This is a genomic window from Micromonospora sp. NPDC047738 (assembly GCF_040642675.1).
In the GTDB taxonomy this organism is placed as follows: Bacteria; Actinomycetota; Actinomycetes; order Mycobacteriales; family Micromonosporaceae; genus Micromonospora.
Genome location: NZ_JBEYSO010000011.1, coordinates 57,831 through 84,227 on the forward strand (window position 1 = coordinate 57,831; position 26,397 = coordinate 84,227).

The 26,397-nt window shown below is 74.1% G+C and carries 27 protein-coding genes, 2 tRNA genes and 1 pseudogene; 19 read left to right on the forward strand and 11 right to left on the reverse strand.

What is annotated here, in order from left to right:
* Positions 1-133 precede the first annotated feature (133 nt).
* The 5 genes from ABZ783_RS19210 (at position 134) to ABZ783_RS19230 (ending at position 2,257) form a co-directional block, all read left to right on the forward strand.
* A complete protein-coding gene (locus ABZ783_RS19210) occupies positions 134-643 on the forward strand; it encodes a SigE family RNA polymerase sigma factor (protein ID WP_357439852.1) in 510 nt (169 codons plus the stop codon).
* Complete coding sequence (locus ABZ783_RS19215; RefSeq protein ID WP_357439854.1) at positions 633-1,547, forward strand: hypothetical protein; 915 nt, start codon at positions 633-635, stop codon at positions 1,545-1,547. Before ABZ783_RS19210 ends, ABZ783_RS19215 begins: the two co-directional genes overlap by 11 nt.
* 48 nt (positions 1,548-1,595) lie before the next feature.
* Positions 1,596-1,672, forward strand: a tRNA-Met gene (locus tag ABZ783_RS19220).
* A 167-nt stretch (positions 1,673-1,839) separates the two neighbouring features.
* Positions 1,840-1,913 (forward strand) — tRNA-Met (locus ABZ783_RS19225).
* 95 nt (positions 1,914-2,008) lie between these two features.
* Entirely contained in the window at positions 2,009-2,257 is a 249-nt protein-coding gene (locus ABZ783_RS19230; RefSeq protein ID WP_357439856.1) for a hypothetical protein, read from the forward strand.
* An 80-nt stretch (positions 2,258-2,337) separates the two neighbouring features.
* Here ABZ783_RS19230 and ABZ783_RS19235 read toward each other — a convergent pair whose 3' ends face one another.
* Complete coding sequence (locus tag ABZ783_RS19235; protein ID WP_357439859.1) at positions 2,338-3,657, reverse strand: ABC transporter substrate-binding protein; 1,320 nt, start codon at positions 3,655-3,657, stop codon at positions 2,338-2,340.
* A gap of 151 nt (positions 3,658-3,808) precedes the next feature.
* Here ABZ783_RS19235 and ABZ783_RS19240 point away from each other — a divergent pair, with 151 nt between their 5' ends.
* Both ABZ783_RS19240 and ABZ783_RS19245 read left to right on the forward strand, forming a co-directional pair.
* Entirely contained in the window at positions 3,809-4,642 is an 834-nt protein-coding gene (locus ABZ783_RS19240; RefSeq protein ID WP_357439861.1) for a phosphoribosylaminoimidazolesuccinocarboxamide synthase, read from the forward strand.
* 90 nt (positions 4,643-4,732) lie between these two features.
* Positions 4,733-5,670: pseudogene (locus tag ABZ783_RS19245) on the forward strand (ribose-phosphate pyrophosphokinase).
* A 61-nt stretch (positions 5,671-5,731) separates the two neighbouring features.
* Here the strand turns inward: ABZ783_RS19245 and ABZ783_RS19250 are convergent.
* A complete protein-coding gene (locus ABZ783_RS19250) occupies positions 5,732-6,166 on the reverse strand; it encodes an ATP-binding protein (protein ID WP_357439863.1) in 435 nt (144 codons plus the stop codon).
* 115 nt (positions 6,167-6,281) lie between these two features.
* Between ABZ783_RS19250 and ABZ783_RS19255 the strand changes: the two genes are divergently transcribed.
* Together ABZ783_RS19255 and ABZ783_RS19260 are read left to right on the forward strand one after the other, a co-directional pair.
* Positions 6,282-7,406: a DUF5931 domain-containing protein gene (locus ABZ783_RS19255; RefSeq protein ID WP_357439866.1), complete on the forward strand. Its 1,125-nt coding sequence runs from the start codon at positions 6,282-6,284 to the stop codon at positions 7,404-7,406.
* Complete coding sequence (locus tag ABZ783_RS19260) at positions 7,403-8,047, forward strand: response regulator transcription factor (RefSeq protein WP_073834739.1); 645 nt, start codon at positions 7,403-7,405, stop codon at positions 8,045-8,047. The genes ABZ783_RS19255 and ABZ783_RS19260 overlap by 4 nt, the downstream gene beginning before the upstream one ends.
* Positions 8,048-8,060: 13 nt before the next feature.
* Here ABZ783_RS19260 and ABZ783_RS19265 read toward each other — a convergent pair whose 3' ends face one another.
* The 3 genes from ABZ783_RS19265 to ABZ783_RS19275 form a co-directional block, all read right to left on the reverse strand.
* A complete protein-coding gene (locus ABZ783_RS19265; protein ID WP_357439870.1) occupies positions 8,061-8,636 on the reverse strand; it encodes a DUF5709 domain-containing protein in 576 nt (191 codons plus the stop codon).
* A 109-nt stretch (positions 8,637-8,745) separates the two neighbouring features.
* A complete protein-coding gene (locus tag ABZ783_RS19270; protein ID WP_357439873.1) occupies positions 8,746-9,534 on the reverse strand; it encodes an ATP-binding protein in 789 nt (262 codons plus the stop codon).
* Positions 9,534-10,532, reverse strand: coding sequence for an SDR family oxidoreductase (locus ABZ783_RS19275; protein ID WP_357439876.1), 999 nt, complete (start codon positions 10,530-10,532; stop codon positions 9,534-9,536). The genes ABZ783_RS19270 and ABZ783_RS19275 overlap by 1 nt, the downstream gene beginning before the upstream one ends.
* Before the next feature lie 180 nt (positions 10,533-10,712).
* On the opposite strand from ABZ783_RS19275, the gene ABZ783_RS19280 reads away from it, so the two are divergent.
* Positions 10,713-11,909, forward strand: a complete 1,197-nt coding sequence (locus ABZ783_RS19280) for a glycosyltransferase (protein WP_357439879.1) — start codon at positions 10,713-10,715, stop codon at positions 11,907-11,909.
* Here ABZ783_RS19280 and ABZ783_RS19285 read toward each other — a convergent pair.
* From ABZ783_RS19285 to aroA, 4 genes are read right to left on the reverse strand one after another with little or no spacing between them, the layout of a single operon-like run.
* Positions 11,906-12,772 (reverse strand): hypothetical protein, encoded by an 867-nt coding sequence (locus tag ABZ783_RS19285; protein WP_357440176.1) that lies wholly within the window; start codon positions 12,770-12,772, stop codon positions 11,906-11,908. The two genes, ABZ783_RS19280 and ABZ783_RS19285, sit on opposite strands and share 4 nt — an antisense overlap.
* A gap of 60 nt (positions 12,773-12,832) precedes the next feature.
* The gene (hisN, locus tag ABZ783_RS19290) at positions 12,833-13,642 is read right to left on the reverse strand and encodes a histidinol-phosphatase (RefSeq protein ID WP_357439882.1); all 810 of its coding nucleotides are present in this window, start codon (positions 13,640-13,642) and stop codon (positions 12,833-12,835) included.
* Between the two features lie 48 nt (positions 13,643-13,690).
* Positions 13,691-14,797, reverse strand: coding sequence for a ribosome small subunit-dependent GTPase A (gene rsgA, locus ABZ783_RS19295; protein WP_357439884.1), 1,107 nt, complete (start codon positions 14,795-14,797; stop codon positions 13,691-13,693).
* Entirely contained in the window at positions 14,767-16,068 is a 1,302-nt protein-coding gene (gene aroA / locus ABZ783_RS19300) for a 3-phosphoshikimate 1-carboxyvinyltransferase (RefSeq protein WP_357439887.1), read from the reverse strand. Before aroA ends, rsgA begins: the two co-directional genes overlap by 31 nt.
* Positions 16,069-16,170: 102 nt before the next feature.
* Between aroA and ABZ783_RS19305 the strand changes: the two genes are divergently transcribed.
* The 7 genes from ABZ783_RS19305 (at position 16,171) to ABZ783_RS19335 (ending at position 20,873) form a co-directional block, all read left to right on the forward strand.
* Positions 16,171-16,881, forward strand: a complete 711-nt coding sequence (locus tag ABZ783_RS19305; protein ID WP_357439890.1) for an SOS response-associated peptidase — start codon at positions 16,171-16,173, stop codon at positions 16,879-16,881.
* 211 nt (positions 16,882-17,092) lie between these two features.
* On the forward strand, positions 17,093-17,485 hold the full coding sequence (locus ABZ783_RS19310; protein WP_073834731.1) for a WhiB family transcriptional regulator: 393 nt from the start codon (positions 17,093-17,095) through the stop codon (positions 17,483-17,485).
* 256 nt (positions 17,486-17,741) lie between these two features.
* Positions 17,742-18,359, forward strand: coding sequence for an alpha/beta family hydrolase (locus tag ABZ783_RS19315; protein ID WP_357439893.1), 618 nt, complete (start codon positions 17,742-17,744; stop codon positions 18,357-18,359).
* A 293-nt stretch (positions 18,360-18,652) separates the two neighbouring features.
* Positions 18,653-19,459, forward strand: a complete 807-nt coding sequence (locus ABZ783_RS19320; RefSeq protein ID WP_073834729.1) for a sigma-70 family RNA polymerase sigma factor — start codon at positions 18,653-18,655, stop codon at positions 19,457-19,459.
* Positions 19,460-19,461: 2 nt separating this feature from the next.
* Entirely contained in the window at positions 19,462-19,749 is a 288-nt protein-coding gene (gene rsrA / locus ABZ783_RS19325) for a mycothiol system anti-sigma-R factor (RefSeq protein ID WP_357439896.1), read from the forward strand.
* Positions 19,750-20,142: 393 nt separating this feature from the next.
* Positions 20,143-20,364 (forward strand): biotin/lipoyl-binding carrier protein, encoded by a 222-nt coding sequence (locus ABZ783_RS19330; protein ID WP_198940289.1) that lies wholly within the window; start codon positions 20,143-20,145, stop codon positions 20,362-20,364.
* Entirely contained in the window at positions 20,361-20,873 is a 513-nt protein-coding gene (locus tag ABZ783_RS19335; protein WP_357439899.1) for a GNAT family N-acetyltransferase, read from the forward strand. Before ABZ783_RS19330 ends, ABZ783_RS19335 begins: the two co-directional genes overlap by 4 nt.
* Before the next feature lie 16 nt (positions 20,874-20,889).
* On the opposite strand, the gene ABZ783_RS19340 is transcribed toward ABZ783_RS19335, so the two are convergent.
* Complete coding sequence (locus ABZ783_RS19340) at positions 20,890-21,459, reverse strand: helix-turn-helix domain-containing protein (RefSeq protein WP_357439901.1); 570 nt, start codon at positions 21,457-21,459, stop codon at positions 20,890-20,892.
* A 113-nt stretch (positions 21,460-21,572) separates the two neighbouring features.
* On the opposite strand from ABZ783_RS19340, the gene ABZ783_RS19345 reads away from it, so the two are divergent.
* The gene (locus ABZ783_RS19345; RefSeq protein WP_357439904.1) at positions 21,573-23,165 is read left to right on the forward strand and encodes an MDR family MFS transporter; all 1,593 of its coding nucleotides are present in this window, start codon (positions 21,573-21,575) and stop codon (positions 23,163-23,165) included.
* Positions 23,166-23,354: 189 nt separating this feature from the next.
* Here the strand turns inward: ABZ783_RS19345 and ABZ783_RS19350 are convergent, their stop codons facing one another.
* The gene (locus ABZ783_RS19350; RefSeq protein WP_357439907.1) at positions 23,355-25,181 is read right to left on the reverse strand and encodes a tetratricopeptide repeat protein; all 1,827 of its coding nucleotides are present in this window, start codon (positions 25,179-25,181) and stop codon (positions 23,355-23,357) included.
* Positions 25,182-25,364: 183 nt separating this feature from the next.
* Here ABZ783_RS19350 and ABZ783_RS19355 point away from each other — a divergent pair, with 183 nt between their 5' ends.
* Positions 25,365-26,396 (forward strand): SIS domain-containing protein, encoded by a 1,032-nt coding sequence (locus ABZ783_RS19355; protein ID WP_357440179.1) that lies wholly within the window; start codon positions 25,365-25,367, stop codon positions 26,394-26,396.
* Position 26,397 lies beyond the last annotated feature (1 nt).

The window sequence follows — 26,397 nt, forward strand, 5'->3', positions numbered from 1 at the left end:
GAGCCCGTGGTCTGGAGATCCCTAGTGGTCTCCGGCCACGGGCTTTGTCGCATACCGGACGGAACGCTCGCAACCCGGCACCCGCTTCGCCCGTCATCAATGCAGGTGGACCGAGGGGAGGCGGGATCTCCAGATGAGGGACACGAACGGTTTCGACGACTTCTACCGGAGCACGTCGGCACGGGCGCTGCGGTACGGCTACGCCGTGGCGCACGATCCCGGCGAGGCCCAGGACCTCGTGCAGGAGGCGTACGCCCGGGCCTGGCGGCAGTGGACGACGCTGGCCGCCCATCCGGCCCCCGAGGCCTGGCTGCGGTTGGTGATCAGCCGGCTGGCCACCGACCGGTGGCGCCGCCTGCGCGGCTGGCGGCTGGCGGCCAGCCGGACCGGCCCGCCGGACGACGTCGGGCCTCCGGGGGAGGACAGCGTGCTGCTGGTCGGCGCACTCCGGCAGCTGCCGGTCCGGCACCGGCAGGCCCTCGCGCTGCACTACCTGTTCGACATGTCGGTGGCGGAGATCGCCGGGGAGGCGGGGGTCCCCGTCGGCACGGTGAAGTCCTGGCTGTCCCGCGGCCGGGCCCGCCTCGCCGAGCTGCTGCCCGGCCTCACCACCGCGGAGCTGGAGGTCGACGATGTCGCGTGAACTGACCCGCCTCTACCGGGCGCTGGCCGCCGACTCCGACCCGCGGGCGCTGCCGGACCCGGACCAGGTGCGCCGCCGGGCCGATCGCCGGGCGCGCTACCAGGCCACGCTGGGCGCGTTGGCCGTCGCCGTGCTGGTCGCCGGCACGGCCGTCGGCGCGCAGCTCGTGCTCGCCGCCGGGCCGGACACCCCGCCCGGGCCACCCGCCGCCACCCCCACCCCCGGGCCGTCGACGCCGGCCAGCTCCGGCCCGCCGTCGCCGAGTCAGAGCGCGCCCACCCCGTCCGGTACGCCCGCAGCCCCGACGACCAGTGCCCGACCTCCGGCCACCACCCCGACCAGCATCCCGGGCCGGGCCTTCTTCACCCTGCCGGCCGCCAACGACGCCGGCACGGGCAGTCAGTTCGTCCCCGGCCCGGTGCTGCCGGACCTCTGCGGCGCAACGCCCGGCGAGGCGCAGATCGCCACCCGCCGGGCGCGGACGCTGGCGTTCAAGCTCGCGGGGGCGCCGGCCGAAGCGGTGCCGGACGGCAGCTACCGGCAGAGCGTCACGGTCTACCGGGCCGGCCGGGCCGACGACGCGCTGCGCGAGCTGCGGCAGGCGGTCCGGGACTGCCCTGAGCAGCCGCTCCCGGACGCGCCGGGCGGGACCGTCACCCAGCGGCTGCTCGCCGGCACCGGGTACGGCGACGAGTCGGTGCTGTTCGAGACCCGTACGCCGTACCGGGACGTCAACGGCGACCCGACCGGCGGCGACGAGGTGCACCTGGTCCGGGCGGTACGGATCGGCGACGTGGTCACCGTGCTCTGGGAGCAGGGCTGGGAGGGCACGTCGACGGATCGGCCGCAGTTCGAGGCAGACAGCCGCCGGGCGACCGAGGCGGTCCGGAGGTGGCTGGGCTGACCCCGTTTTGCGCCTCCTGGGGTCGGTGCGCTACGGTTTACGGACCGACGCGGGGTGGAGCAGCTCGGTAGCTCGCTGGGCTCATAACCCAGAGGTCGCAGGTTCAAATCCTGTCCCCGCTACCACGCCAGAACGGCCCCGAGGATCCGATCCTCGGGGCCGTTCTCTTTCTGCCGCCCAACGGGCGAAACTTCTGCCGCCGGGCGAAACTTCTGCCGTCAACGGGCGAAACGCCGCGATCGGGGACCGGGCTGATCTCCACGGCGGGGATGCGATAGGCTGTACGAGCCGACGCGGGGTGGAGCAGCTCGGTAGCTCGCTGGGCTCATAACCCAGAGGTCGCAGGTTCAAATCCTGTCCCCGCTACTCGTCACGAAAGGCCCCGGAGTCCGCTCCGGGGCCTTTCGTCGTTCTCGGCCCCGCCGTCCTGCCCGGTTGCGCTGCTGGGCGAGGATGGGGGCATGTCTGCTTGGAACAGGTGGTGGGGCCGGCTGGGCGCGGTCCTCGGTGGGGTCGTGCTCGCGGTGTTCGTACCGGTCGCGGCCTGGGCGTCGACGGGTACCGGCGAGCTCGTGGTGGAGGCCGCCCGGCGGCGGTCCCGGGGCGGCTTCGGCTTTCTCGGGCTGCTCTGCTGCCTCGTGGTGGTCGGCGGGATCGTGCTGCTGGTGCTGTTGCTGACGCGCGGCCGGCGGAACCGCCCGCCGCGCTGACCGCCGGCCGCACGCCCCCGGCCCGCTTGCTCGGCCCGCCGTGCCTTGGGGGCGCGCGTCACGCGGCCCGGGCCGGGCGGTCACCCGGCCAGCGCCGCGTTCGCCTGCGCCATGAACCGGGAGGTCGCGGCCCGGGCCCCGGACCGCTTGCCGCGGATGCTCCCCGCCGCGGCGACGAGCAGGGTACGCACCCGCGCGTGACCCCGGGGTGGCGGCGCCGGCGCCGGTCCGGTGACGCTGTCCAGGTCGACGCCGAGGCTCGCCAACTGCTTCGCGGCCGGGTCGGTCAGTCCGTCCACGACCGACTGCCGGACCGGGACGCTCGGGTTCAGCCCGCGTTCGGTGCCGAGGATGCGGCCCGCCTCCGTGTCGGTGGTCAGGAAGTTGATCACGTCGGCCACCACCGCCGGGTGCCGGGTGCCCCGGAACGCGGCCCAGTACATCGACGCCCGGGGCCACTGCGCGGCCGGGCTGCCGGGGAAACTGGTGAGGCCCAGCTCGTCGCGGGTGCGGCTCTGGAGCTCCGGGAACTCGTGTGCCCAGGCGAAGGAGGCGGCCGCCTGCCCGGTCACCACGAGCTGCCGGTCGAGGTCGCCGGTGTCCGCCAGCTCGGTCAACGCGGTGCCCGCGGTGGCGCGGGAGTTGCGCGCCACCTCCCAGAACTCGAACCAGCGGAGCAGCTCGCCGGAGTCGAAGCCGAGCTGCCGTCCCTGGTAGAGCTCGCCGCCCCGGCCACGCAGCCAGAGCCAGAGGGCCCGGTAGTCGCCGGAGGGATCGGTGGTGCCCGCCACCCGGTTGCCCGAGGCGCGGGTGAGCCGGGCGGCCCACTGCACGTACTCCGGCCACGGCATGCCGAGACGCGGCTCGGGCAACCCCAGGCGGCGCAGCAGGTCGCGGTTGTAGACCAGCGCGGCGTAGGTCTGCGCGGCGGGGACGGCCACGGTGTCGCCGTCCACCTGCCCGTACCGGGCCAGGTTCTCCGGCAGGCCGCGCAGGTCGAGCCGCCGCTCCGCGACGTACCCGCTGAGGTCGAGGACGATCTCCCGCCGGGCGTACTCGGTGAGCACGGTGTCGTCGATCTGGAACAGGTCGGGCACGTTTCCCCCGGTGGCCTGGGTGGCCAGCCGGTCGTAGTAGCCGGTGAGACCCTGCCAGGTGCCCCGGAACTGCACCTTCGGATGCCGGGCCGAGTAGAGCCGTAGCGCCCGCTCGGTGGCCTCGGTCCGCGCGGTCCCACCCCACCAGAAGACCGACAGCTCGACCGGCCCGTCGTCGACCGGGTGCTGCTCCTCCGGGCCGCAGCCGACCAGCCCGCCGGCGAGCAGCGGCACCCCCGCCAGCGCGCCGAGGAGCCGCCGCCGGTCGACGCCGCGGCGGGGTACGGACTGCGGAGCGCGCACGGGTTCTCCCTGGGGGACGGGCGGCTGCTGCGGACGGATCATTTACACAGGCCCCACGCGGGAGTGTCAACGCCGGGGCCGTACGCCGTACCGGCGGGGTGGCCGGTGGCCGCGCCGGGCGGGGAATCCGGCGCGTGGTGTACTAGGCGCCGTGGAACTTCTGCACTCGGGCAAGGTCCGGGATGTCTACGCCGACGGCGACGACCTGATCCTGGTCGCCTCCGACCGCATCTCGATCTACGACGTGCCGCTGCCGACCCCGATCCCGGACAAGGGTCGCCTGCTCACGGCCCTGTCGCTGTGGTGGTTCGAGCAGCTCGCCGATCTGGTGCCGAACCACGTGATCTCCGCCACCGACGTGCCCGAGGAGTTCGCCGGCCGGGCGATCCGCTGCCGCCGGCTGGACATGGTCCCGGTCGAGTGCGTGGCCCGCGGCTACCTCACCGGCGGGGGCTTCGCCGAGTATCAGCGCACCGGTGCGGTCTCCGGGGTGGAGCTGCCCCGGGGACTGGTGGAGGCGTCCATCCTGCCCGAGCCGATCTTCACCCCGTCGACCAAGGCCCCGAAGGGCGAGCACGACGAGCCGATCACGTACGCGCAGGTGGTCGACAAGGTCGGCGCGGAGACCGCCGAGCGGCTGCGGCAGATCACCATCGACGTCTACCGGCGTGGCGCGGAGATCGCCGCCGAGCAGGGCGTGCTGATCGCGGACACCAAGATCGAGCTGGGCTGGACGCCGGACGGCACCCTGCTCCTCGCCGACGAGGTGCTCACCTCCGACTCGTCCCGGTTCTGGCCGGCCGAGTCCTACCAGCCGGGCCGTGCCCAGTTCTCCTACGACAAGCAGTACGTCCGGGACTGGGCCACCGAGAGCGGCTGGGACCGGCAGCCGCCGGCGCCGGAGGTGCCGGCCGAGGTGGTCGAGGCGACCCGGGCCCGCTATGTCGAGGTGTACGAGCGGCTGACCGGCAACACCTGGAGCTGACCCGGAAGGTTGATGCGCTCGTCTGCCGGCTGCACCGCCGGCCCATCGGATCGCCGACCCTGAGCCGGCCAGCCCGTACGATCGGCAGTCGTGCGTGACATTGCCGTGTTCAGTGGGACCGCCCACCCCGAGCTCGCCGCCGAGATCTGCGCCCACCTGGGCGTCCCGCTGCATCCGGTGCGGGTGTCCCGATTCGCCAACGACTGCCTCGAGGTGCAGTTGCAGGCGAACTGCCGGGAACGGGACGTCTTCCTGATCCAGCCGCTGGTGCCGCCGGTGCAGGAGCACCTGGTCGAGTTGTTGCTCATGACCGATGCGGCCCGGGGCGCGTCGGCCGGCCGGATCACCGTGGTGCTGCCGCACTACGCGTACGCCCGGTCGGACAAGAAGGACGCCCCGCGCATCTCCATCGGCGGGCGGCTGGTCGCCGACCTGCTCACCTCGGCCGGCGCGGACCGGGTGCTGGCGATGACCCTGCACTCGCCGCAGGTGCACGGCTTCTTCAGCGTCCCGGTGGATCACCTGCACGCGCTGCGCGAACTGGCCGCCCACTTCCGGGGCCACGACCTGAGCAACGCCGTGGTGGTCTCGCCGGACCTGGCAACGCCAAGGAGGCGGCGGCGTTCGCCCGGATGCTCGGCACCCCGGTCGCGGCCGGCGCGAAGCAGCGGTTCAGCGACGACCGGGTCAAGATCAGTACGGTGATCGGCGACGTGGCGGACCGGGACGTCATCGTGCTGGACGACGAGATCGCCAAGGGCAGCACGGTGATCGAGTTGATGGCCCACCTGCGCGAGCGGAACGTCCGCTCGATCCGGCTGGCCTGCACCCACGGTCTCTTCTCCAGCGGGGCGCTCGACCGGCTGAGCGAGCAGGACGGAGTGCTGGAGATCGTCTGCACCAACACCGTGCCGATCCCGGCGGAGAAGCGGGTGCCGAAGCTGGCGGTGCTCTCGGTGGCGCCGGCCCTGGCCGAGGCGATGCGGCGGATCCACAACGGCGAGTCGGTGAGCGCCCTGTTCGCCTGACCGCTGCGTCCGGGTGCGGGCCGTCGGGGCGGCCGCACGTTCCTCCCCGGTCGAGGCGGGCTCAGCCGACGGCGGCGGTGATCCGGACGACGGTGCCGGCCTCGCCGGTCTCGACCGCCATGGTGTCGCTCAGCTCCCGGGCCAGCCACAGACCCCAGCCGCCGGCGATGTCCGGGGCGGGCCGGTTCCGGTCGCTGAGCCGCTGGGAGCTGATCCCATGGCCGTGGTCGGCCACCTCGCAGACCAGCTCCCCGTCCTGGCACCACAGCCGCAGCCGGCCCTGGCCGCCGCCGTGCCGGACGGCGTTGGTGATCAGCTCGTTGACCGCCAGCACGAAGTCGTCCAGCCGCTGGCCGCTCAGTCCCGAGGCGTGCGCGCAGGAGGTGACCGAGTGCCGTAGCTGGGTCACCCGGGCCTGGTCGAAGACCTCGGCGATGAGGAGGGTGGGTTCGATGGGCACAACCGTACGCGGTGCGGGGGTTTCTGCGTTTGTCATGGCCCCGTCCCGGCGGTCGATCTCGGCGATTTTCGCGGCATTTCCACCGTACGTCAGGGTTTCCGGGACCGCACCCGTCACCCTGCCCGCGCCGGACTGTGGCATGGTGTCGCGCATGCCGTCGTCCCCGGGTGGCCTGGAGGTCCCGCTCTGGCGGTCCATCGCGGTGTTCCGGTTCGCCTCGCTGGCGTACGTCGGGTTGCTGGTGCTCCGCGATGCCCACCGGTATGCCCACCCGATCGCCGCGGGTGGCGTACTCCTCGGGATGCTGGCCTGGACCGGGGTGACCGCGGCTGGCTACGCGCGTCCGGCCGGGCGGCGCTGGCCGCTGCTCCTGGCCGACCTCGGGGTGGTGCTGGCGCTCATGCTGGCCACCCCGTGGGTGGTGGGCCGGGCGGCGCTCGCCGCCGGCGTGCCCACCCTGACCGTCGCCTGGCTGGCCGGGCCGGTCCTGGCCTGGGCGGTCTCCGGCGGCCGGCGACGCGGCGCGATAGCCGCGCTGGCGCTCGGCGGGGTCGACCTGGCCACCCGGACCCGGATCAGCCAGTCCTCGCTGACCGGGGTGATCCTGTTGCTGCTCGCCGGGGTGGTGGTCGGGCACGTGGCCCGCCTGGCCGTCACCGCCGAGGAGCGGCTGCAACGGGCGGTGGAGCTGGAGGCCGCCACCCGGGAGCGGGAGCGGCTGGCCCGGGACATCCACGACTCGGTGCTCCAGGTGCTGGCGCTGGTGCAGCGGCGCGGCGCGCACCTGGACGGCGAGGCGGGCGAACTGGCCCGGCTCGCCGGTGAGCAGGAGGCCGCCCTGCGCGCCCTGATCGGCCGCGCCGGGACCCCGCCGGCCGACGAGGGGGACACCCGCGACCTGCGCGATCTGCTCAACGGGTACGCCTCGGCGACGGTCGAGGTCGCCGCGCCGGCCACCCCGGTGCCGCTGCCCGCCAGGATGGCCGCCGAACTGGCCGCCGCGGTCGGGGCGGCACTGGACAACGTGGCCCGGCACGCCGGCGGGCGGGCCTGGTTGCTGATCGAGGACGAAGGGGAGACGGTGACCGTCTCGGTACGTGACGGGGGGCCGGGGATCCCGGAGGGGCGGCTCGCCGAGGCCGCGGCGCAGGGCCGGCTCGGGGTGGCGCAGTCCATCCGCGGCCGGGTGGCCGACCTGGGCGGCGAGGTACGCATCGTGTCCGCCCCCGGGACCGGCACGGAGATCGAGTTGAGCGTGCCGAGGAGCGGCCGATGAGCACCGGCGTACGGGTCATGGTGGTGGACGACCACCCGATGTGGCGGGAGGGGGTGGCCCGCGACCTCACCGAGGCCGGGCACCTGGTGGTGGCGACCAGCGGGGAGGGGCGGCAGGCGGTCCGGGTGGCTGCGGCGGTCCGCCCCGACGTGGTGGTGCTCGACCTGCAACTGCCGGACGTCTCCGGCGTCGAGGTGATCCGCGGGCTGCGCGCCGTGCTGCCGGAGGTACGGGTGCTGATGCTGTCGGCCAGCGGCGAGCCGCAGAGCGTGCTGGACGCGGTCAAGGCGGGTGCCACCGGTTACCTGGTCAAGTCGGCCGCGCCGGCCGAGTTCCTGGACGCGGTGCGCCGCACGGCGGCCGGCGAGCCGGTCTTCACGCCGGGCCTGGCCGGGCTGGTGCTGGGGGAGTACCGGCGGCTGGCCGCCGCCCCGCACGACCCGGCACCCCGGCTCACCGAGCGGGAGACCGAGGTGTTGCGGCTGGTGGCCAAGGGCCTGTCGTACAAGCAGATCGCCGAGCGGCTCGGGCTGTCCCACCGGACGGTGCAGAACCACGTGCAGAACACGCTCGGCAAGCTCCAGCTGCACAACCGGGTCGAGCTGACCCGCTACGCCATCGAGCGGGGCCTGGACGCCTGAGCGGTCGGCCCGGTCACGGGGTCGCCTCGGGCGGGCGCGTCTCGTGCACGGCCAGCTCCTCGGCGGTCGCCCCGCCACCGGCCGCGCCCGCGTCGTACCCGATGTTGTCGGTCTCCTGGTCGGTGTGCGCGCCCTCGTCCGGTTCGACCAGCCGGCCCACCTGGTGGTCGGCGACCGCGCCGAGCTGGCCGTGGTCGTAGATCGAGACCGCCGAGTGCGGGTCGGAGGTCGGGCCCGGGTCGATCACGTCGGCGTCGAACTGGGCCTGCGCGGCCGCCTCGTCGCTGTCCGCCTCCGCGGCGATGTCCGGGTCGACCGGGCCGGCGAGTGGGTCGTCGGCGGGCCGCTCGTACACCTCCCGCTGGAGCTTGTAATCCAGCGACTCGCCGTCGAGCTGTTCCTCGGCGGTGGTCCCGTACCGGTCCACGGCCACCGGGTCGCGGTCGCCCGGGAGCTGGGCGGGCTCGGGGCCGTCCGCCTCCCGCCCGGTCAGCACGTCGTCCTTGGCCGTCGAGTCGTCGTCGGCGGTGTCGGGCAGACCCTCCGCCTCCGGGTCGGACACGGGGGTGGGGTACTCGTCGTCGCGCATGACCGGTCACTACCCGCCGAGCTGACCGCACTAACCGGGTCCGGCGGCGTGGATCGGGAGGAACGGGGAGAAAAGGGCCGACGGCCGGGGTGTCCGGCCCGATCGCCGGTCAACCGCGGAAGGCGGCCTCGTCCTCGGCGCGCAGGACGCACCAGACGACCTTGCCGTCCGGCAGCGGTGTGCTGCCCCAGCGCCGGGCGACCGTGTCGATGAGCAGCAACCCGCGGCCACCGGTCGAGGTGAGCGGGGCCAGCCCGGCGTACGCGGGCAACCGGGCCGAATGGTCGCGGACCGCCAGGTGCAGGGCGCTGACTTGCGGGGCCAACCGGACGGTCATCGGCGTCCCGGCGTGGGCGACCACGTTGTTCACCAGCTCGGTGACCGCGATGCACCCGGGCTCGGCCAGCTCCGGCACACCCCACCGGGCACAGCCGTCGGTGAGCAGCGCCCGGACCTCGCGGGCCGCCCCCACCGCCGGGGGCAGGTCCGTGGCCAGCACGGCCGCGAGCGGCGCGCCGGCCAGCGCCGCCCGCGCCTCGTCCAGGGACGGATAGACCGGGGCGGCCTCACCGGCGCGGCCCGCCGGGTCGAGCACCAGCACGTCGGCGGCCGGCCAGTCGGCCACCGTGCGGTGCACGTCGTCGATGGCGGCGCGGGCCCCAGGGTGGGCGATCCGGACCTCGGACAGGTCGACGATCACCGGCCCCGGCCGCTGCCAGAGCCGGGCGAGCAGCGCCTCCCGGACGGCGTCGACGCCGGCCAGGTCGAGCACGCCGCTCAGCCTGACGACTGCGGAGGATTCGTCCGTCTCCACCAGGCAGCGCACGTCCATCGGCATGATCGTCCCATTGTGCATGCCCGGCCCGGCCCACGCATCCGACCGGTCGGCGCGGTCCATCAGCGGTCCGCCCGTCCGCGCCGGGTCAGGGCGGCCAGGGTGCCCACGGCGGTGCCCGCCGCGGCCAGCCCGAAAGCCGCGGTGATCCGGACCAGCTGCCGGCGCCGGCCGTGCCAGCCGCCGGTCCGCTCGGCCTCCGCGTGCGGGTTGAACAGGTTGCCGGTGCTGTTCAGGCGGAGGCCGGGGCCGAACTGGGTGCGCGCGGTGTACCAGCCGAGCGCGCGCTCGGCCAGCGCCGGCGCGAGCCGCCACTGCAGCCCGACGAGCCTTGCGGCGCCCCCGGCGTACGCCTCGCGGCGCGGCCGGCGCAGCAGTCGCACGATCGTCTCGGCGACCATCTCCGGCGGGTAGACCGGCGGTGGCGGGGTCAGCTCGTGCCGGCTGTGGTTGGCGGCGTGCCGGAAGATCGGGGTGTCGATGCTGGCGGGCAGCACGGTGCAGATGGAGATGTTGGCCCGGCCGGTGACCCGCAGCTCCTGCCGGACCGTGTCGGCCAGCCCGCGGATGCCGTGCTTCGTCGCGTTGTAGGCCGACTGGTAGGGCATCGCCACCTCGGCCAGCACCGACGCGTTGTTGACCAGGACCCCGCCGCCCGCCGCCTCCAGCCAGGGCAGCGCCGCCTTCGTCCCGTACACCGTGCCGAGGAGGTTCACCGCCACCACCCGGCGGAACTCCTCCACCGGGATCTCGTCGAACAGCCCCGCCACGCCCACCGCCGCGTTGTTGATCCAGGCGTCGATCCGGCCGAACTCCGCCGCCGCCCGCGCGGCGAGCCGCTCCACGGCCACCGGATCGGTGACGTCGGTGGGCACGACCAGCGCCTGTCCGCCCAGTCCGCGGCAACGGTCGGCGACCCGGCGCAACGCCTCCTCGGTCCGGGCCGCCAGCACCACGTCGGCGCCCCGCCGGGCCAGCTCGTACGCGGTGGCCGCGCCGATGCCGCTGGACGCGCCGGTGATCACCACCGTGGCGTCGCCGAGGTCGCGGGTGAGCGGCATTCCTCGCCGGTACCCCCGGTCGGGGGCGATCATGCCGCCGGGATCGCCCGGATCACGGGCCGGCCCACCTCGCGCCGGTCCGTCGGTCCGCTCCCGATCTGCCAGGTTTCGGCGCACCAGGGCCGGGTTAATGGGACCCTCTGACCGGAGGACCCACCGTAGAACGCATGGAGGTGCACCATGCGCGTCGGCCTTGTGTGTGCGCACGCCGGCCCGTCCGTCGACGGTCCCACCGTCGGCACCCACCAGCACATCGCGCGGGTGGCGGCCGAGCTCGCCGCACGGGGTCACGACGTCCGGGTCTACGAGCGCCGCGACGAGTCCGGGCAGCCCGAGTGCGTCGAGGTGGACGGCTACCGGCTGGAGCGGGTGCCGGTCGGTCCGCCCAGCCCGCTGCCCACCGTCGAGCTGGTGCCGCACGTGTCCGACTTCGGTCGCTGGCTGGCGCAGCGGTGGCACGGTGACTGGACGCCCGAGGTGGTGCACGGTCACTACTGGGTCGGTGGCCTGGCCGCCGCGCACGCCGTACGGGAGACCGACATACCGGTCGTGCAGACCTTCCATTCGCTCGGCGTCGAGCAGCTGCGCCATCTCGGCCGGCGGTACGACGGGCCGGGGGAGCGGATCCCGCTGGAACGGGCGCTGACCCGGGCGGTGGACATCGCGGTCGCGCAGTGCAACGACGAGGTCGACGAGTTGACCCGGATGGGGCTGCAGCGCACCTCCGTGGCGATGGTGCCGACCGGGGTGGACACCGAGCAGTTCCACCCGGACGGCGAGGCGGCGCCCCGGGACCAGCGCTCCCGCATCCTCTCCGTCGGTGGGCTCTCGCCGGCGCACGGCCACGAGGACCTGATCCGGGCGATGCGGCTGGTCGGCGACGCCGAGCTGGTGATCGCCGGCGGCCCGCCCGCCGAGCGGCTCACCGACCACGCGGAGGCGCGCCGGCTGCGCGAGCTGGCCGAGCAGACCGGGGTGGCCGAGCAGGTGAAGCTGGTGGGCGCGGTACCGCACGACCAGATGGCCACCTGGTACCGCTCCGCCGACGTGGTCGCCTGCACCCCGCACTACTCGTCCGCCGGGCGGGTGTCGCTGGAGGCGATGGCCTGCGGGGTGCCGGTGGTCGGTTACGCGATGGGCGGCATCGCCGACGCGGTGGTCGACGAGGTGACCGGACGGCTCGTCCCGCCCGGCGACGTCCGCGTCCTCGGGGTCACCCTGCGCCGGCTGCTCGCCGACAACGCCGGGCGGTTCGCGTACGGGCACGCCGCCGTGGACCGGGTCCGGTGCAGCTACACCTGGGAGCGGACGGCCGGCGCGCTGGAGCGGCTCTACGAACGGGTGGTGGGCCGGCGCAAGCCGGTGGAGGCGGCCTAGCGGCCTGACTCGGCGGCGGCGCCGGCGCCGATCATCGGGCGCTCCCGGTCGCGGGCGACCGCGTGGTGGTGCTGCGGCTCGGCGTACCGGGTCAGGCCGACCACCGACACCAGCGTGGCCAGGAAGCCGATCCCGGCCAGCCACTCCCGCCCGGGCCAGATCCGGTCGTTGAGCAGCAGCAGGCCGATGATCGCCGCGGGCACCGCCCCGGCGGCGTCCATCGCGGCCACCGCGGCGGTGGTGGAGCCGCGCTGCATCGCCAGGCCGAGCAGCAGCTGCCCGACCACCGAGTGGGCGACCAGCAGATACAGCAGCGGGTCGCGGACGAACGCCTCCGCGGTGTCGGCCGAGGCGAGCGGCCGGGCGGCCACCGCTGCGGCGGAGAACGCCATCCCGGCCAGCGAGCCGAGCGCCACCGAGCCGGGTGCGCCGTGCAGCCGGGCGGCGAAGAAGCCGAGCACGCCGATCAGCCCGAGCGCCCCGGCCAGGCCGATCAGCCCGGCGGTGCCGAGCTGCCGCGACGGCGCCGGCTGGGCGGCCAGCACCAGCGCGGTGATCCCGCCGAAGAGCAGCCCGAGCAGCGCGATCTCGGCGGCCGGCAGGCGCCACTTGAGCACCAGCACGCCGAGCAGGGCGGTCACCCCGAGCCCGGCCGCCACGCTGGCCTGGACCAGGAACAGCGGCAGGTCGCGGCGGGCCAGGAAGGCGAACACGAAGCCGGTGACCTGGCACAGCAGGCCGACCAGGTAGGTGCGGTGGCTGGCCAGCCGGAGCAGCAGCCCGGGGTCGAAGGTGTGGTGCACGGTGGTCCGCGCCGCGGCCACCGACTGGAGCAGGTTGGCGAAGCCGTACGCGACGATCATGGCCGCGAGGAAGCACCAACCGGAGGACACCACCTGGCGAGGATAGAGGCTACCGGCGGGTCAGCGCGCGGCCGGCCGTCCGAGCCGGGCCAGGATGTCGTCGTGCAGCGCGCCGTTCGTCGCGATCGCGCTGTTCTCGCCGCCCGCCGGCGCCGGCCGCCCGGACAGGTCGGTGAACGTCCCGCCCGCCTCGGTGACGATCGGGACCAGCGCCGCGATGTCCCAGAGCGACAGCTCCGGCTCCACCATCACGTCCAGCGCCCCCTCGGCCAGCAGCATGTAGCCGTAGAAGTCGCCGTACGCCCGGCTGCGCCAGACGTCCCGCATGAGCTGGAGCATGGCGTTCAGCCGGTCCGCCTCCTCCCAGCCGGTCAGCGACGAGTAGCAGAAGCTGGCGTCGGCGAGCTCACCGACGGCGGAGACCCGGATCGGCGTGCCGGCGGCCAGGTCGGGGCCGGCGTACGCGCCCGCCCCGAGCGCGGCCCACCAGCGCCGGCCCAGCGCCGGGGCAGAGACCAGGCCGAGGACCGGGCGGTCCCCCTCCAGCAGGGCGATTAGGGTGCCCCAGACCGGTACGCCCCGGACGAAGTTCTTGGTGCCATCGATCGGGTCGATCACCCAGCGTCGCCCGTCCGGGCCGGTGGCGGGCTGCTCGCCGTACTCCTCGCCGAGCAGGCCGTCGCCCGGCCGGTGCTCGGCCAGCAGGGCCCGGATGCTCCGCTCCACGGCGGTGTCCGCGTCGGAGACCGGGGTGAGGTCGGGCTTCGCCTCGACCCGCAGGTCGAGGGCGCGGAACCGGGCCGTGGAGACCGCGTCGGCGGCGTCCGCGAGCAGGTGGGCGAGGGTGAGGTCGTCGGCGTACCCGGTCATGCCGGACACGCTATCGGTCGCCGGACCGGCAGCCATAATTTGCCCGGCTCACTCCTCGGCGGGGCCCCGCCGGTTCGGCTCCCGGGGGTCGACCTCGCCGCTGCGGGAGGCCAGCAGGCGGCGGTACGAGGCCAGCCGGCGCGGGTCGGCCTTGCCGGCGGCCACCCAGGCGTCCAGCGCGCAGTCCGCCTCGTCGGCGGTGTGTGGGCAGTTCGCCGGGCAGTCGACAGTCGCCTCCACCAGGTCGGGGAAGCCGTGCAGCAGGCTCTCCGCGGAGACGTGCGCCAGCCCGAAGCTGCGTACCCCGGGGGTGTCGATGATCCAGCCCTCGGCGGCATCCGGCAGCCGCAACGCCACGGCGCTGGTCGAGGTGTGCCGGCCCCGGCCGATCGCGCTGACCGTGCCGACCGCCCGGTCGGCCTCCGGCACCAGGCGGTTGACCAGCGTCGACTTGCCCACCCCGGAGTGCCCGACCAGCACCGAGACCCGCCCGGCGAGCAGCGCGCGCAGCGCGTCCAGCGGGGAGTCCGGCCGGATCAGTACGTACGGCAGTTCCAGCTCGGTGTAGTAGTCGAGGACCGCCTCGGGTCCGGCCAGGTCGGCCTTGGTGAGGCAGAGCAGCGGCTCGATGTCGGCGTCGTACGCGGCCACCAGGCAGCGGTCGATGAACCCGGTACGCGGTGGCGGGTCGGCCAGCGCGCTGACGATCACGAGCTGGTCGGCGTTGGCCACCACGACCCGCTCCAGCCGCCCCTCGGCGGTGGTCGCGTCGTCCTCGGCGGTACGCCGCAGCACGGAGGTGCGCTCGGCGATCCGGACGATCCGGGCCAGCGCGCCGGGCGCGCCCGAGGTGTCGCCGACCAGCCCGACCCGGTCACCCACCACCACCGACTTGCGGCCCAGCTCGCGGGCGCGCATCGCGGTGACGGTCGGGGCGTCCGGCTCGGCGTCGGGGAGCACGCAGGTGTACCGCCCCCGGTCGACGGCGATCACGAACCCGTCGACCGCGTTCTCGTGCCGGGGCCGGGTCCGGGTACGCGGGCGCGAGGACTTCCCGGGCCGGACCCGGACGTCGTCCTCGTCGTACTCCCGTCGCCTGCTCGCCAGGACATCCCCCCGTCGGGTCAGCTCTTGCCGGTCACCATCCCTGACCATAGTGCCGGGAACTCGGGCATGGTCTTCGAGGTGCACGTCACGTCGTCCACCTCGATGCCGGGGACGGCCAGCCCGGCGACCGCCGCGGCGTGCGCCATCCGGTGGTCGGCGTACGTCCGGAAGGTCCCGCCACGCAGCGGGCGGGGCCGGATCTCCAGCCCGTCTACGGACTCGGTGATGTCCGCGCCCAGCGAGGCGAACTCCTTGGCCAAGGCGGCGATCCGGTCGGTCTCGTGCCCCCGGATGTGCCCGATCCCGGTCAGCCGGGACGGCGAGTCGGCGAGCATCGCCAGCGCGGTCAGCGCCGGGGTCAGCTCGCTGACGTCGGAGAGGTCGGCGTCCAGGCCGTGCACGCTGCCGGTGCCCCGGACGGTCAGCCCGGCGGTGGTCAACGTCACCTCGCCGCCCATCCGGGTCAGCAGCGTGCGGAGCTGCTCGACCGGCTGCATGCTGCTGCGCGGCCAGCCCTGGAGGGTCACCTCGCCACCGGTGACCAGCGCGGCGGCGAAGAACGGCACGGCACCGGACAGGTCCGGCTCGATCTCCCAGCCGCGCCCGGTCAGCGGGCCGGGCTCGACCACCCAGACGTCCGGGACGGCGTCGTCGACCGCGGCCCCGGCGGCCCGGAGCATCTGCACGGTCATCCGCAGGTGTGGCGCGGAGGGGACCGGCGGCCCCTCGTGCCGGACCACCACGCCCCGGTCGAAGCGGGGCGCGGCCAGCAGCAGCCCGGAGACGAGCTGGCTGGAGGCGGAGGCGTCGATGACCACCTCGCCACCGGCGACCCGGCCGGCGCCGAGGACCGCCAGCGGCAGGCTGCCCGCCGCCGGCGCGTCGATGCGTACGCCGAGCGTGCGCAGCGCCCCGATCAGCGGGCCGAGCGGGCGGACCCGGGCCTGCGGGTCGCCGTCGAAGGTGACCCGGCCCTCGGCGAGCCCGGCCACCGGGGGCAGGAAGCGCATCACCGTGCCGGCCAGGCCGACGTCGACGTGGGCCGGGCCGACCAGCCGGTGCGGCCGGACCAGCCAGCTCTCGTCGTCGGAGGTCGACACGTGCGCGCCCAGCTCGCGCAGCGCGCCGGCCATCAGCTCGGTGTCCCGGGCGCGTAGCGGCCGGTCGAGCGTCGACGGGCCGCTGGCCAGCGCGCTGAGCACCAGCGCCCGAGCGGTCATGGACTTGGAGCCCGGCAGGCGCAGCGTGGCGCCGACCGGGTCGGTGGCGGTCGGTGCGGTCCACGGCTGCGGCGGCCGGGTCGCGGTCAGGTTCCCCACGCTCACATTCTGCCAAGTCCCGGGACCGGTGGAGCCGCCCGTTCTGCCTGCTCCCGGTTGGCGGGACAGCCGGAACCCGGGCGGCGGGTTAGCGTGTGCGCCATGTGCGGGAGGTACGCGACGAGCCGGAGCGCGGGCGACCTGAGCGCGCTGTTCGAGTCGTCCGACGAGACCGGTGCCGGGGTCGGCCCGGACTTCAACGTCGCCCCCACCGACCCGGTGCCGCTGGTCCGGCTGACGCCGGAGGGGCACCGGGTGCTCTCCGTCGGCCGCTGGGGGCTGATCCCGCACTGGTCCCGCACCGCCGCCGGCGCCGCCCGCATGATCAACGCACGGGCGGAGACCGTCGCCACCAGCCGGGCGTACGCTCCGTCCTTCGCCCGCCGGCGCTGCCTGGTCCCGGCCGACGGCTGGTACGAGTGGGTGCGCGAGCCGGGTGGCCGCCGGCAGCCGTACTACATGACCCCGACCGACGGCTCGGTACTGGCCTTCGCCGGCATCTGGTCGGTCTGGGAGTCGGCGGGGCACGACCTGCTCACCTTCAGCGTGCTGACCACCGCGGCGGTCGGCGAGCTGGCCGAGGTGCACGACCGGATGCCGTTGCTGCTGGCCCGGGAGCGCTGGGCGTCCTGGCTCGCTCCGGGCGGCGAGACCGGGGCGCTGCTCGCCCCGCCCGCCCCGGAGTGGCTCGCCGGGCTGGAGGTCCGCCCGGTCTCGCCGGCGGTCGGCGACGTGCGCAACGACGGTCCCGAACTCACTGCCCGGGTGCCGCTGCGCCGAGAGGAGATCGGCTCGGAAATGACCTTGTTCTGATGATCGTCAGCACATTGTCGTGTGCTGATTTGCCGGGGTTGCGCCTGAAACGTCGCCCGGTTGTTTAGCCGTGTTTACGGCAGAGTCTTGTCCCCGTGTCCGAAAGTGCGATAAAACACAGCGCCGGTGTTGGGCGTCTGTTCGCACGGGGCGGATGACACCCATCGATCCACCATGATCATTTGCCGGTCCCACGGGGGAGGTGGGTGTATTGACACGGGCGCGTATGCCCCGCCCGCACGAAGTCGCCGCCGCACGACGAGATCCGCGACTGCTGCGGGCTCTGCACGAGCGGCGACAGGACGACGCGTGGCGGACCAGAGGAACCTGCCAGAGTGTGGACCCGGAAACCTTCTTTCCGGCACCCAACGAACCGGCCGACGCGGCCGTTGCGCTCTGCCGCAGTTGTGACGTCCAGGGGTCCTGCCTGGCCTGGGCGCTGGAGGTGGGCGACTGCCACGGCGTCTGGGGTGGCACGACCCCGCGCGAGCGGCGGGCGATGCTCGTCGCCTGGCGCAGCGAGGTGCAGCCGGATCCGGACGCGGCCGACGAGGCCGGCCCGCCGGTCCGGGATCAACTGCTCACCCTGGTGCCGTCCCGCTGACGCCGTGCACCGCCGCCCGCGCTCCCCGCATCGGGGCGCGGGCGGCGGCGTGAGCCGTGGCCCACGGCCACGGACCCGCCGGGCAGGGTGCTGCCGACCCGCTACACCCTCGACGGTGGTGACTGCCGGCGCGCGCGGGTAGAACGTGCCCGCGGTGCGGCGAAACCCGCTGCGGCGAACCGCCGCGGGTCGGACCGGACCGGCGAAGAACGCGCCGGGTGGGGCGGGCGGCGTCGGCCGCGCGGAGAATGGGCGGGTGCGGCACAGCGACGAGATCGAGACGCCCCGTGGGCCGGCCCGCGCCGACACCGACGTGCCGGCCGGCCCGGTGGACACCCTGCTGGTGCTCGGGCACGGCGCGGGCGGTGACGTCGACGCCCCCGACCTGGTGGCGGTCCGCGACGCGGTGACCGAGGCCGGGGTGGGCGTCATCCGGGTGACCCAGCCGTACCGGGTCGCCGGGCGGCGTGCTCCGGCCCCGGCCGGCCACCTCGACGAGGCGTGGACGGTCGTGCTGGCCGCCCTCCGGGCCCGGCATCCCGATGTGGCCCGCTGGGTGGTGGGTGGCCGTTCCAGCGGCGCCCGGGTCGCTTGCCGGACGGCCGGTGCCGTCGGGGCGGCCGGGATCGTCGCGCTGGCGTTTCCGCTGCACCCGCCGGGGCGCCCGGAGCGCTCGCGCGCCGACGAGCTGCGTACCGGTCTGCCCACCCTGGTGGTCAACGGCGACCGGGACCCGTTCGGCGTGCCCACCCCGGCGCGCGGCGTCGACGTGGTGGTCCGCCCAGGGGAGCGGCACGACCTGCGGGTCGATCCGGCGGGCACCGCCGCGGTGGTCCGCGACTGGCTGCGCGCCCGAGGCTGGACGCCCGCCTGACGTCGCCCGCCACCCGGATCCGGCCCGAGCATGGCCTCCCCGTCCGATTGGGGGACTACTTCCCGGATTGGCGGGGTCTGCGGGGGCGTGACCGTCGGTGGCAGCGGGTCGTTGCATCGGATGGTGTCGGACGCCCGCGGTTCGGGCGTCGGAGGCCATCCTCCCAGGCCCTTCCTGGTCCCAGCGTCGGTCGCGGTCGACGCCGGGGCCAGGAACGGCGGGTGGCGGAATGTGGCGACCCACGGCGCGCGTTACTACCCCCGGACGCCATTTCCAGCCGAGGGGGGTGACCGGTGCCGACCGAGACGCGGAGCCGGGAGCGGGACGAACGGGACGCGCGGCAGCTCAGGCAGCTGCTCGACGCGCCGGAGTGGCCCGCGGAAGTGCCGGCGGTGGTGAGTGCCAGCACACCGGCCGGAAGTGAATCTGTGGGCAGGCGGGTACGCGTATCCTCGGCGGGGAAGCATCCGACGCGAGGGGACGTGCGGTTGACCACCGAGAAGACGGACGAGCGCAGGGCCCGCTTCGAGCGGGACGCGATGCCCTTCGTCGATCAGCTCTACGCTGCCGGGCTGCGGATGACGCGGAACCCGGCGGATGCCGAAGATCTGGTTCAGGAGACGTACCTGAAGGCGTACGCCGCCTTCCACCAGTTCGAGCAGGGCACCAACCTGAAGGCCTGGCTCTACCGGATCCTGACCAACACCTACATCAACTCCTATCGGAAGCGGCAGCGCCAGCCCGTCCAGGCGCCCACCGACGAGATCACCGACTGGCAGCTCGCCGAGGCCGAGTCGCACACCTCCAGCGGGCTGCGCTCGGCGGAGACCGAGGCGCTCGACCGGCTGCCGGACAGCGACGTCAAGGAGGCCCTCCAGCAGCTGCCGGAGGAGTTCCGCCTGGCGGTCTACCTGACCGACGTCGAGGGCTTCTCCTACAAGGAGGTCGCCGACATCATGGGCACCCCGATCGGCACCGTGATGTCGCGGCTGCACCGCGGCCGTCGTAATCTGCGCAAGCTGCTCGAGCAGTACGCGGCGGAGCGTGGGTTCAGCGCAGCGCCGAAGGGTTCGACCGCCGCCGCCAGCCGGGAGGTGTGACCGTGAGCTGTGGAAATCCGCACGAGACGGACTGCCGGGAAGTGCTTGCGGAGGTCTACCTCTACCTGGACCTGGAGTGCGCCGAGGAGCGGCGCCTGCTGATCCGGCACCACCTGGACGAGTGCGGGCCGTGCCTGCGCGAGTACGGCATCGAGCAGGAGGTGAAGGCGCTGGTCGCCCGCTGCTGCGGCAACGAGACCGCGCCTGAGCAGTTGCGCGAGCGACTGCGGGTCCGCCTGACCGAGCTGGTGGTCTTCGAGACCACCGAGTCCCGCGAACTCGCCGACTGAGCGATCGCGACCAGCTGAAGACACCGGTGGCCCGGGTCCGATCGGACCCGGGCCTTCGGTCTGTCCGGCCACCGGCCGGCACGGTCGCTGATCCGGCGTACGCCGACGATCAGGAGTTGGGGCGCTTGCCGTGGTTCGCGCCGCTCTTCTTGCGGGCCTTCTTCTTGCGGGCCTTCTTCGCCATGCTCTGCCTCCTTGTGCTGGTCACGGTCCGGCCGCGGGGAGCGCGGCGGAGGTCGCGTACCGGTGCTCCGGGCGCCGGAGACCGACCCGCTGATGCTAGTGCCGGTGGCGGTCGCCAGGGTCCGGTGGGGGCGGAATCGACGGGTCGCCCCGCTCTCGGGCCCGGTCATGATTGGATACCGTTCGCAGAAGCCGGTGGAGAGGGAGGGCCTGGAGATGGCCGAGGAGATCCGCGCCGAGATGGTGGCGAACGTCTGGAAGGTCGTCGCGTCGGCCGGGGACACCGTGTCCGAAGGGGACACGCTGGTGATCCTGGAGTCGATGAAGATGGAGATCCCGGTGGTCGCCGAGTCCGACGGCGTCGTGCAGCAGATCGCGGTCAACGAGGGTGACGTGGTGCAGGACGGCGACCTGATCGCGGTGATCGGTTGAGCGGCCTCTTGGTCCGCCGGGCGGAGCCGGCCGACCATCCGGCGGTGGCGCGCCTGACGGTCGCCGCCTACGAGGCGGACGGCCAGCTCAAGGGCGAGAACGGCTACGGCGTGGTGCTCGCCGACGTGGCCACCCGGGCGGAGACCGGCGAGGTGCTGGTCGCCGTCGACGAGGCCACTGGTGAGGTGCTCGGCTCGGTGACGTTCGTGCTGCCCGGCTCCCCGTACGCGGAGCTCTCCGGGCCCGGTGAGGCCGAGTTCCGGATGCTCGCGGTCGATCCGGCCGCGCAGGGGCGCGGGGCCGGGGCGGCCCTGGTCCGGGCCTGCGTGGCGCGGGCCACCGAGCTTGGCTGCACGGCCGTGGTGATCTGCGTACGCAGCGGCATGGCCGCCACCGCACACCGGCTCTACGAGCGGCTGGGCTTCGTCCGGGTGCCGGAGAAGGACTGGTCGCCGCTGCCCGGCGTGCAGCTGCTGGGCCTGCGGCTGGACCTCACCGCACGCGACTGACCGGGGTCGCAGCCGGTCAGTCGCCGTCGGCGATCCGCGCCAGCAGTTCGTCGGCCACCTCGAGGGAGATCTTCCGGCGTTCGGCGTCGGTGATGCACGGCGTGCGTACCGCGAACCAGCTGCTGTGCACCGCGAACAGGGTCAGCGCGGCCCGGAGCTGGGCGGCCGGCGATTCGTCGCCCCGGCACAGCTCGTTGGCCAGCCGCATCATCCGCTCCCGCATCTGTTGGCCGGCGGCGAGGCTCTTCAGCACGGTCTGGTTCTGCTCGAAGAAGCGCATGACCGCCGGTAGTTCGCCGGCGAACATGGTGTCCGCGTAGCGGGCGATCAGGACGCGGCGGGTGGCCAGGGTGGCGGGCTGGCTCTGCGCCCACTCGATCAGCTCGTCCATCCGGCGTAGCCGGTCCTCGACGAAGCTGTTGACGATCTCGTCCTTGCTCTTGAAGTGGTAGTAGAGGGCAGCCTTCGTCACCCCGAGCCGCTCGGCGATCTCCCGCAGCGAGGTCTTCTCGTACCCTTGCTCGGTGAAGAGCTCCAGCGCGACGGCCTGGATGCGTTCCCGCGTGCCGCCTGTGCTCTCCCTCACCCTGACCACCTATCTCGCTTGACGACTTTCCGACACCAACTTACCGTGCGGCTAGTAAGGTAACTAGCCGGGCGGCAAGTAAGTCGGTCACAAATCTTCGGGGGAGCTTACCCATGAGTCAATCAGCCGAGGCGATAGCGCGACCCAATGTGCGGGTCGTGCTGTTCGGCCTGATGATCGCGATGATGCTCGCGATGCTCGACAACATGATCGTCAGCACCGCGCTGCCGCGGATCGTCTTCGAGTTCGGCGGGGCCGACCACTTCACCTGGGTGGTCACCGCGTACGTGCTCGGCACCACGGTCTCCACCCCGATCTGGGGCAAGCTCGGCGACCTCTACGGCCGCAAGGCCGTCTTCCTGACCTCCGTGGTCATCTTCCTGATCGGCTCGGCGCTGTGCGGCATGTCCGGCTCGAGCATCCTCGGCGGCGTCGACGACGGCATGATCGAGCTGATCGCGTTCCGGGCCGTCCAGGGTCTCGGCGCCGGTGGCCTGATGGTCGGCGTGATGGCGATCATCGGTGACCTGGTGCCGCCCCGGGAGCGGGGCCGCTACCAGGGCATGATCGCCGGCATCATGGCCATCGCCATGGTGGCCGGCCCGCTGGTCGGCGGCTTCATCACCGACCACCTCTCCTGGCGCTGGGCGTTCTACGTCAACCTGCCGCTCGGCGGCGTGGCGTTGCTGCTGCTGGCCACCACGATGCACCTGCCGAAGTACCGCACCGAGCACAAGATCGACTGGCTGGGCGCGGCGCTGCTCTCCGTCGGCATCACCGCGATCGTCCTCGTCACCACCTGGGGCGGCAACGAGTACGACTGGACCTCCCCGCAGATCCTCGGCCTCGCCGCGCTGGCCGCGGTGACCCTGGCGATCTTCGGCCTCGTCGAGCGGCGGGCGCCCGAGCCGATCCTGCCGCTGGGGCTCTTCGCCAACCGGAACTTCGCCGTCATCTCGGTGATCGGCTTCCTGCTCGGCTTCGCGATGTTCGGCTCGATGAACTTCCTGCCGCTCTACCAGCAGACCGTGCAGGGCGCCTCGGCCACCAACAGCGGCCTGCTGCTGCTCCCGCTGATGTTCGGCATGCTCGTGGTCTCGCTGGTGGTCGGCCGGGTCATCACCAAGACCGGTCGCTACCGCGCCTTCCCGATCATCGGTGGCGTGGTGATGGCCGCCGGCATGGGCCTGCTGACCCTGCTGGACGTCGGCACCAGCAAGGTCGAGTCCTCGCTCTACATGATCGTGCTCGGCGTCGGCATGGGCTTCCTCATGCAGACGACGATGCTGATCGCGCAGAACAGCGTGGAGCAGAAGGACCTGGGTGCGGCGAGCGGCGCGGCGACCTTCTTCCGCTCGATCGGCGGCTCGTTCGGCGTCGCGCTGTTCGGCGCGATCTTCGCGAACCGGCTCGCCGACTCGGCCGCCGGTCCCGCGTTCGCCGGCGGACAGGGTGGCGAGGGCGGCGCCATGGACCTGGAGAAGCTCAAGCAGCTCACCGGGCCGATGCGGGAGCTCGTCCTCGGCGGGCTCTCCGACGCCATCTCGCACGTCTTCGTCTGGGCGGTGTTCCTCACCGTCGCGGTGCCGGTGCTCGCCTGGTTCATCAAGGAGGTCCCGCTCCGCTCGACGAACGACGTCCGGCCGGCGGACGGCACCCCCGAGGACCAGGCCGAGGCCGCCCTCGGCAAGGCCCCCGTCGCCTGACGCACGCGCCGCGGCCACGCCGGCCCCTTCCCGGGGTACGGCGTGGCCGCGCCGCGTACCGGCCCCTTGATCGACTCCGGGTCGCCGAGGTGGGGGTGTCGTGGGCGAGTTGATCGTGCCGGGCCGGCGAGGTGGTGGATCTTGCCGGCGGACGGGCGGGCGAGTCGAGCGGGCGAGCCAGGTGGCGGGTCAGGCGCGGCCGAAGAGGGTGGCGAGGAGGCGGCGGAGACGCGCAAAAACACCTGGCCGGGATGGGGCGTCGGCGGGGCCGCGGATCAGCTCGCGGGCCAGGTCGCGGGTCGCCGGGTCGAGGTCCGGGGTGGCCAGCGCCAGGTGGGCCAGCGAGGTGGCGATCGGCACCCGGCGTTCGCGGGCCACGGCCGCCACGTCGGCGATCCGCTCGGCCACCACCGCGGCCACGTCGGAGCGTACGGCGGGGTCGACCCAGGCGGCGGTGACCAGGGCGAACAGTGCCGCCTCGGTGATCCAGTCCTCCACCCCCCAGACCAGCTCCACCAGCACCCGGCGGCGGGTCGACTCCGCCCACGGTTCGTCGGTGCGGTGGTGCAGCAGCCCGAGGCAGGTCCAGACCTGCACACAGCGCACCCAGAGCGACGGGTCCTGACCGGCGAGCACCCGGCCCAGCGCGGTGACCGGCGGCTCGGGTGGATGCACCAGCAGGCCGAGCAGGTCGGCCAGCTCCAGGGTGGCCAGCCCGACCGCGCCGTCGTACGCGGCCGGCGGGTGGGGCCAGGCCGGGTGGGCGAGTTGCCGGATCCGTTCCGCCGCCTCCGGCGACGGGCTGGGCAGGGTGGGCGCGGCGATCGTGCCCTCGTACCGCCACAGCTGGCAGGTGGTGGCCCGGCGGGGTTCCCGCGGGTCCGGGTCGGCGACGGCGAGCACCTCCACGTCCAGCCCCGGCACGGCCGCCGTTGCGGTACGCATGGCGCTCGGCGGTTCCAGCGCGTCGAGGCGTACGGCGACCCGGGCGGCGCCCTCGGCGGCGAGGGCCTGCCGCAGCGCGTCCAGCACCGGCCCGCCGGCCGGGGTCACCTGCCCGAGCCAGGGGCGGCTGCGGCAGCACTCGGCCAGGTCGCCGTGCTCGTGGGTGTCGTCGGGGTGGTCGCGGACGAAGTCGGCGAGGGCGACCAGGTGGGCGACGTCCCCGTCGCGCTGGAAGCGCAGCCGGTGCGCGGTGTGCACCGCGCAGTCGAACGTGGGGTCCTTGGCGAGTGCCCGGTCGATCCAGTCCAGCGCCTCGTCGAGCCGGCCGTGGTCCGCCAGGGTGCCGGCGATGTCGGCGTACACCGCGAGGTCGTCGGGGTCGAGTGCGACCGCCCGGCCGAGCGCGGCGAGCGCGTCCCGGGTCCGGCCGGCGCTGCGGTACGCGTACCCGAGCCACACCTCGCCGAGTTTGGTCGGCTGCGCGCGTACCCCGCGGGCCGCCCAGGTGACGGCGAGGGCGACCTCGCCGAGGCGCCGGGCCAGCGCGGACGCCGCGCCCAGCAGCAGCGCGTGCCCGGGGTGCGCGGTGACCGCGTTGCGGGCCAGCACGAGGTACGGCCGCAGCGGGTCGCGGAGGCGGCGGGGGACCGGGTCGGGCACCGCCGCGCAGATCTGCATGAGGATCCGGGCGGTGCGTTCGGGGTCGAGCCGTTCGGGCAGGTCAGGTGCGGTCACCCAGGGCACCCCGGCCCAGTCGGCACCGGGCGCGTAGCCGGTCGCGGCGGCCAGCAGGTCGAGCCCCTCGGCGGGGTGCCCGGCGGCGGCGAGCAGGTGGGCGCGGGCCACCACCGCGCCGACGAAGGCGTGGTGCCCGAGCGGGAAGAGCTCCAGGTCACCGCCGCTGGCCGCGGCCACCCGGGCGAGTGTCTCGTGCACCTCGGGCAGCGTCGGGGCCCGGACGAGAGCGGCGGCGACGTGGTCCGCGGCGTGCGGGAGGTTTCCGTCGGCCAGCGCCAGCCGGGCCAGCGTCAGCTCCTCCTGCGCGGCGAGCGCGGGGTCGTCCTCGGGCACGTCGTCCTCTCGGTGGTCGGTCCGCCAGCCGGGCAAGCCTAGGCGATCACTGGTCCGAGTGGTGATCTACTGCGCACTACTGCGCGTTCCATTGCTCGTCACGGCCGAAAGGTGCAAGACTGAGCACGGATCGCGCGGCAATCGCGCAGAAGGGGGCCTTCCGTGACGCGTCCAGGGGCCGGTATGGCCGCCGACATCGAGGAGCAGCCGGCCGGCTACGACCGCCTGCTCTCCGCCGAGCACGCCGCGGCGATCGCCCGGGTCGCGGCGGTGATCGCCGAGCGCCGGCCCCGTCACGTGGTCTTCACCGCCCGGGGCACCTCCGACCACGCGGCGCTGTACGCCGCGTACCTGAGCGAGATCCGGCTCGGTCTGCCCGCCGGTCTCGCCTCACCGAGCGCGATCACCGTCTTCGGCGCCCGGCCGGACCTGTCCGACGCCCTCGTGGTCGGCGTGAGCCAGAGCGGCGGCTCGCCGGACCTGGCCGAGGTGCTGCGGGTGGCCCGCGCCTCGGGCGCGCTCACCCTCGCCGTCACCAACAACCCCGACTCGCCGCTGGCCGGCACGGCCGAGCTGAGCGTGGACATCGCCGCCGGGCACGAGCGGGCGGTCGCGGCGACCAAGACGTACACGGCCGAGCTGCTCGCGCTGCTCATGCTGATCGAGGGGGTACGCGCCGGCGACGGGGTGCTCCCCGCCGAGGAGCGGGCCGCCCTCGCCCGCCTGCCCGAGCTGGCCGAACGCACCCTGTCCGACGCCACCCCGGTGCAGCTCGCCCCGCGCTACCGGTTCGCCGCCCAGCTCGTCACCACCGGCCGGGGGTACGCGTACCCGACGGCCCGGGAGGCGGCGCTCAAGCTGATGGAGACGTCGTACCTGCCGGCGCTCGCCTTCTCCGGCGCGGACCTGCTGCACGGACCGCTCGCCATGACCGACCCGGACGTGCCGGTGCTCGCCGTGGTCGGTTCCGGCCCCGGCGGCGAGTCGATGCGCGAGGTGCTGCCCCGGCTCGGGGAGCGCCGCGCCGACGTGGTGGTGGTCGGCTCCGCCGATGTCGAGGTGACCGCCCGGATGGCCGTGCCCGAGGTCGACGAGCGGTACGCCCCGCTGCTGGACATCCTGCCGCTGCAGCGGCTGGCGCTGGCGCTGGCCCTGGCCCGGGGCGAGGACCCGGACGCTCCGCGCGGGTTGAAAAAGGTCACCGCGACGATGTGAC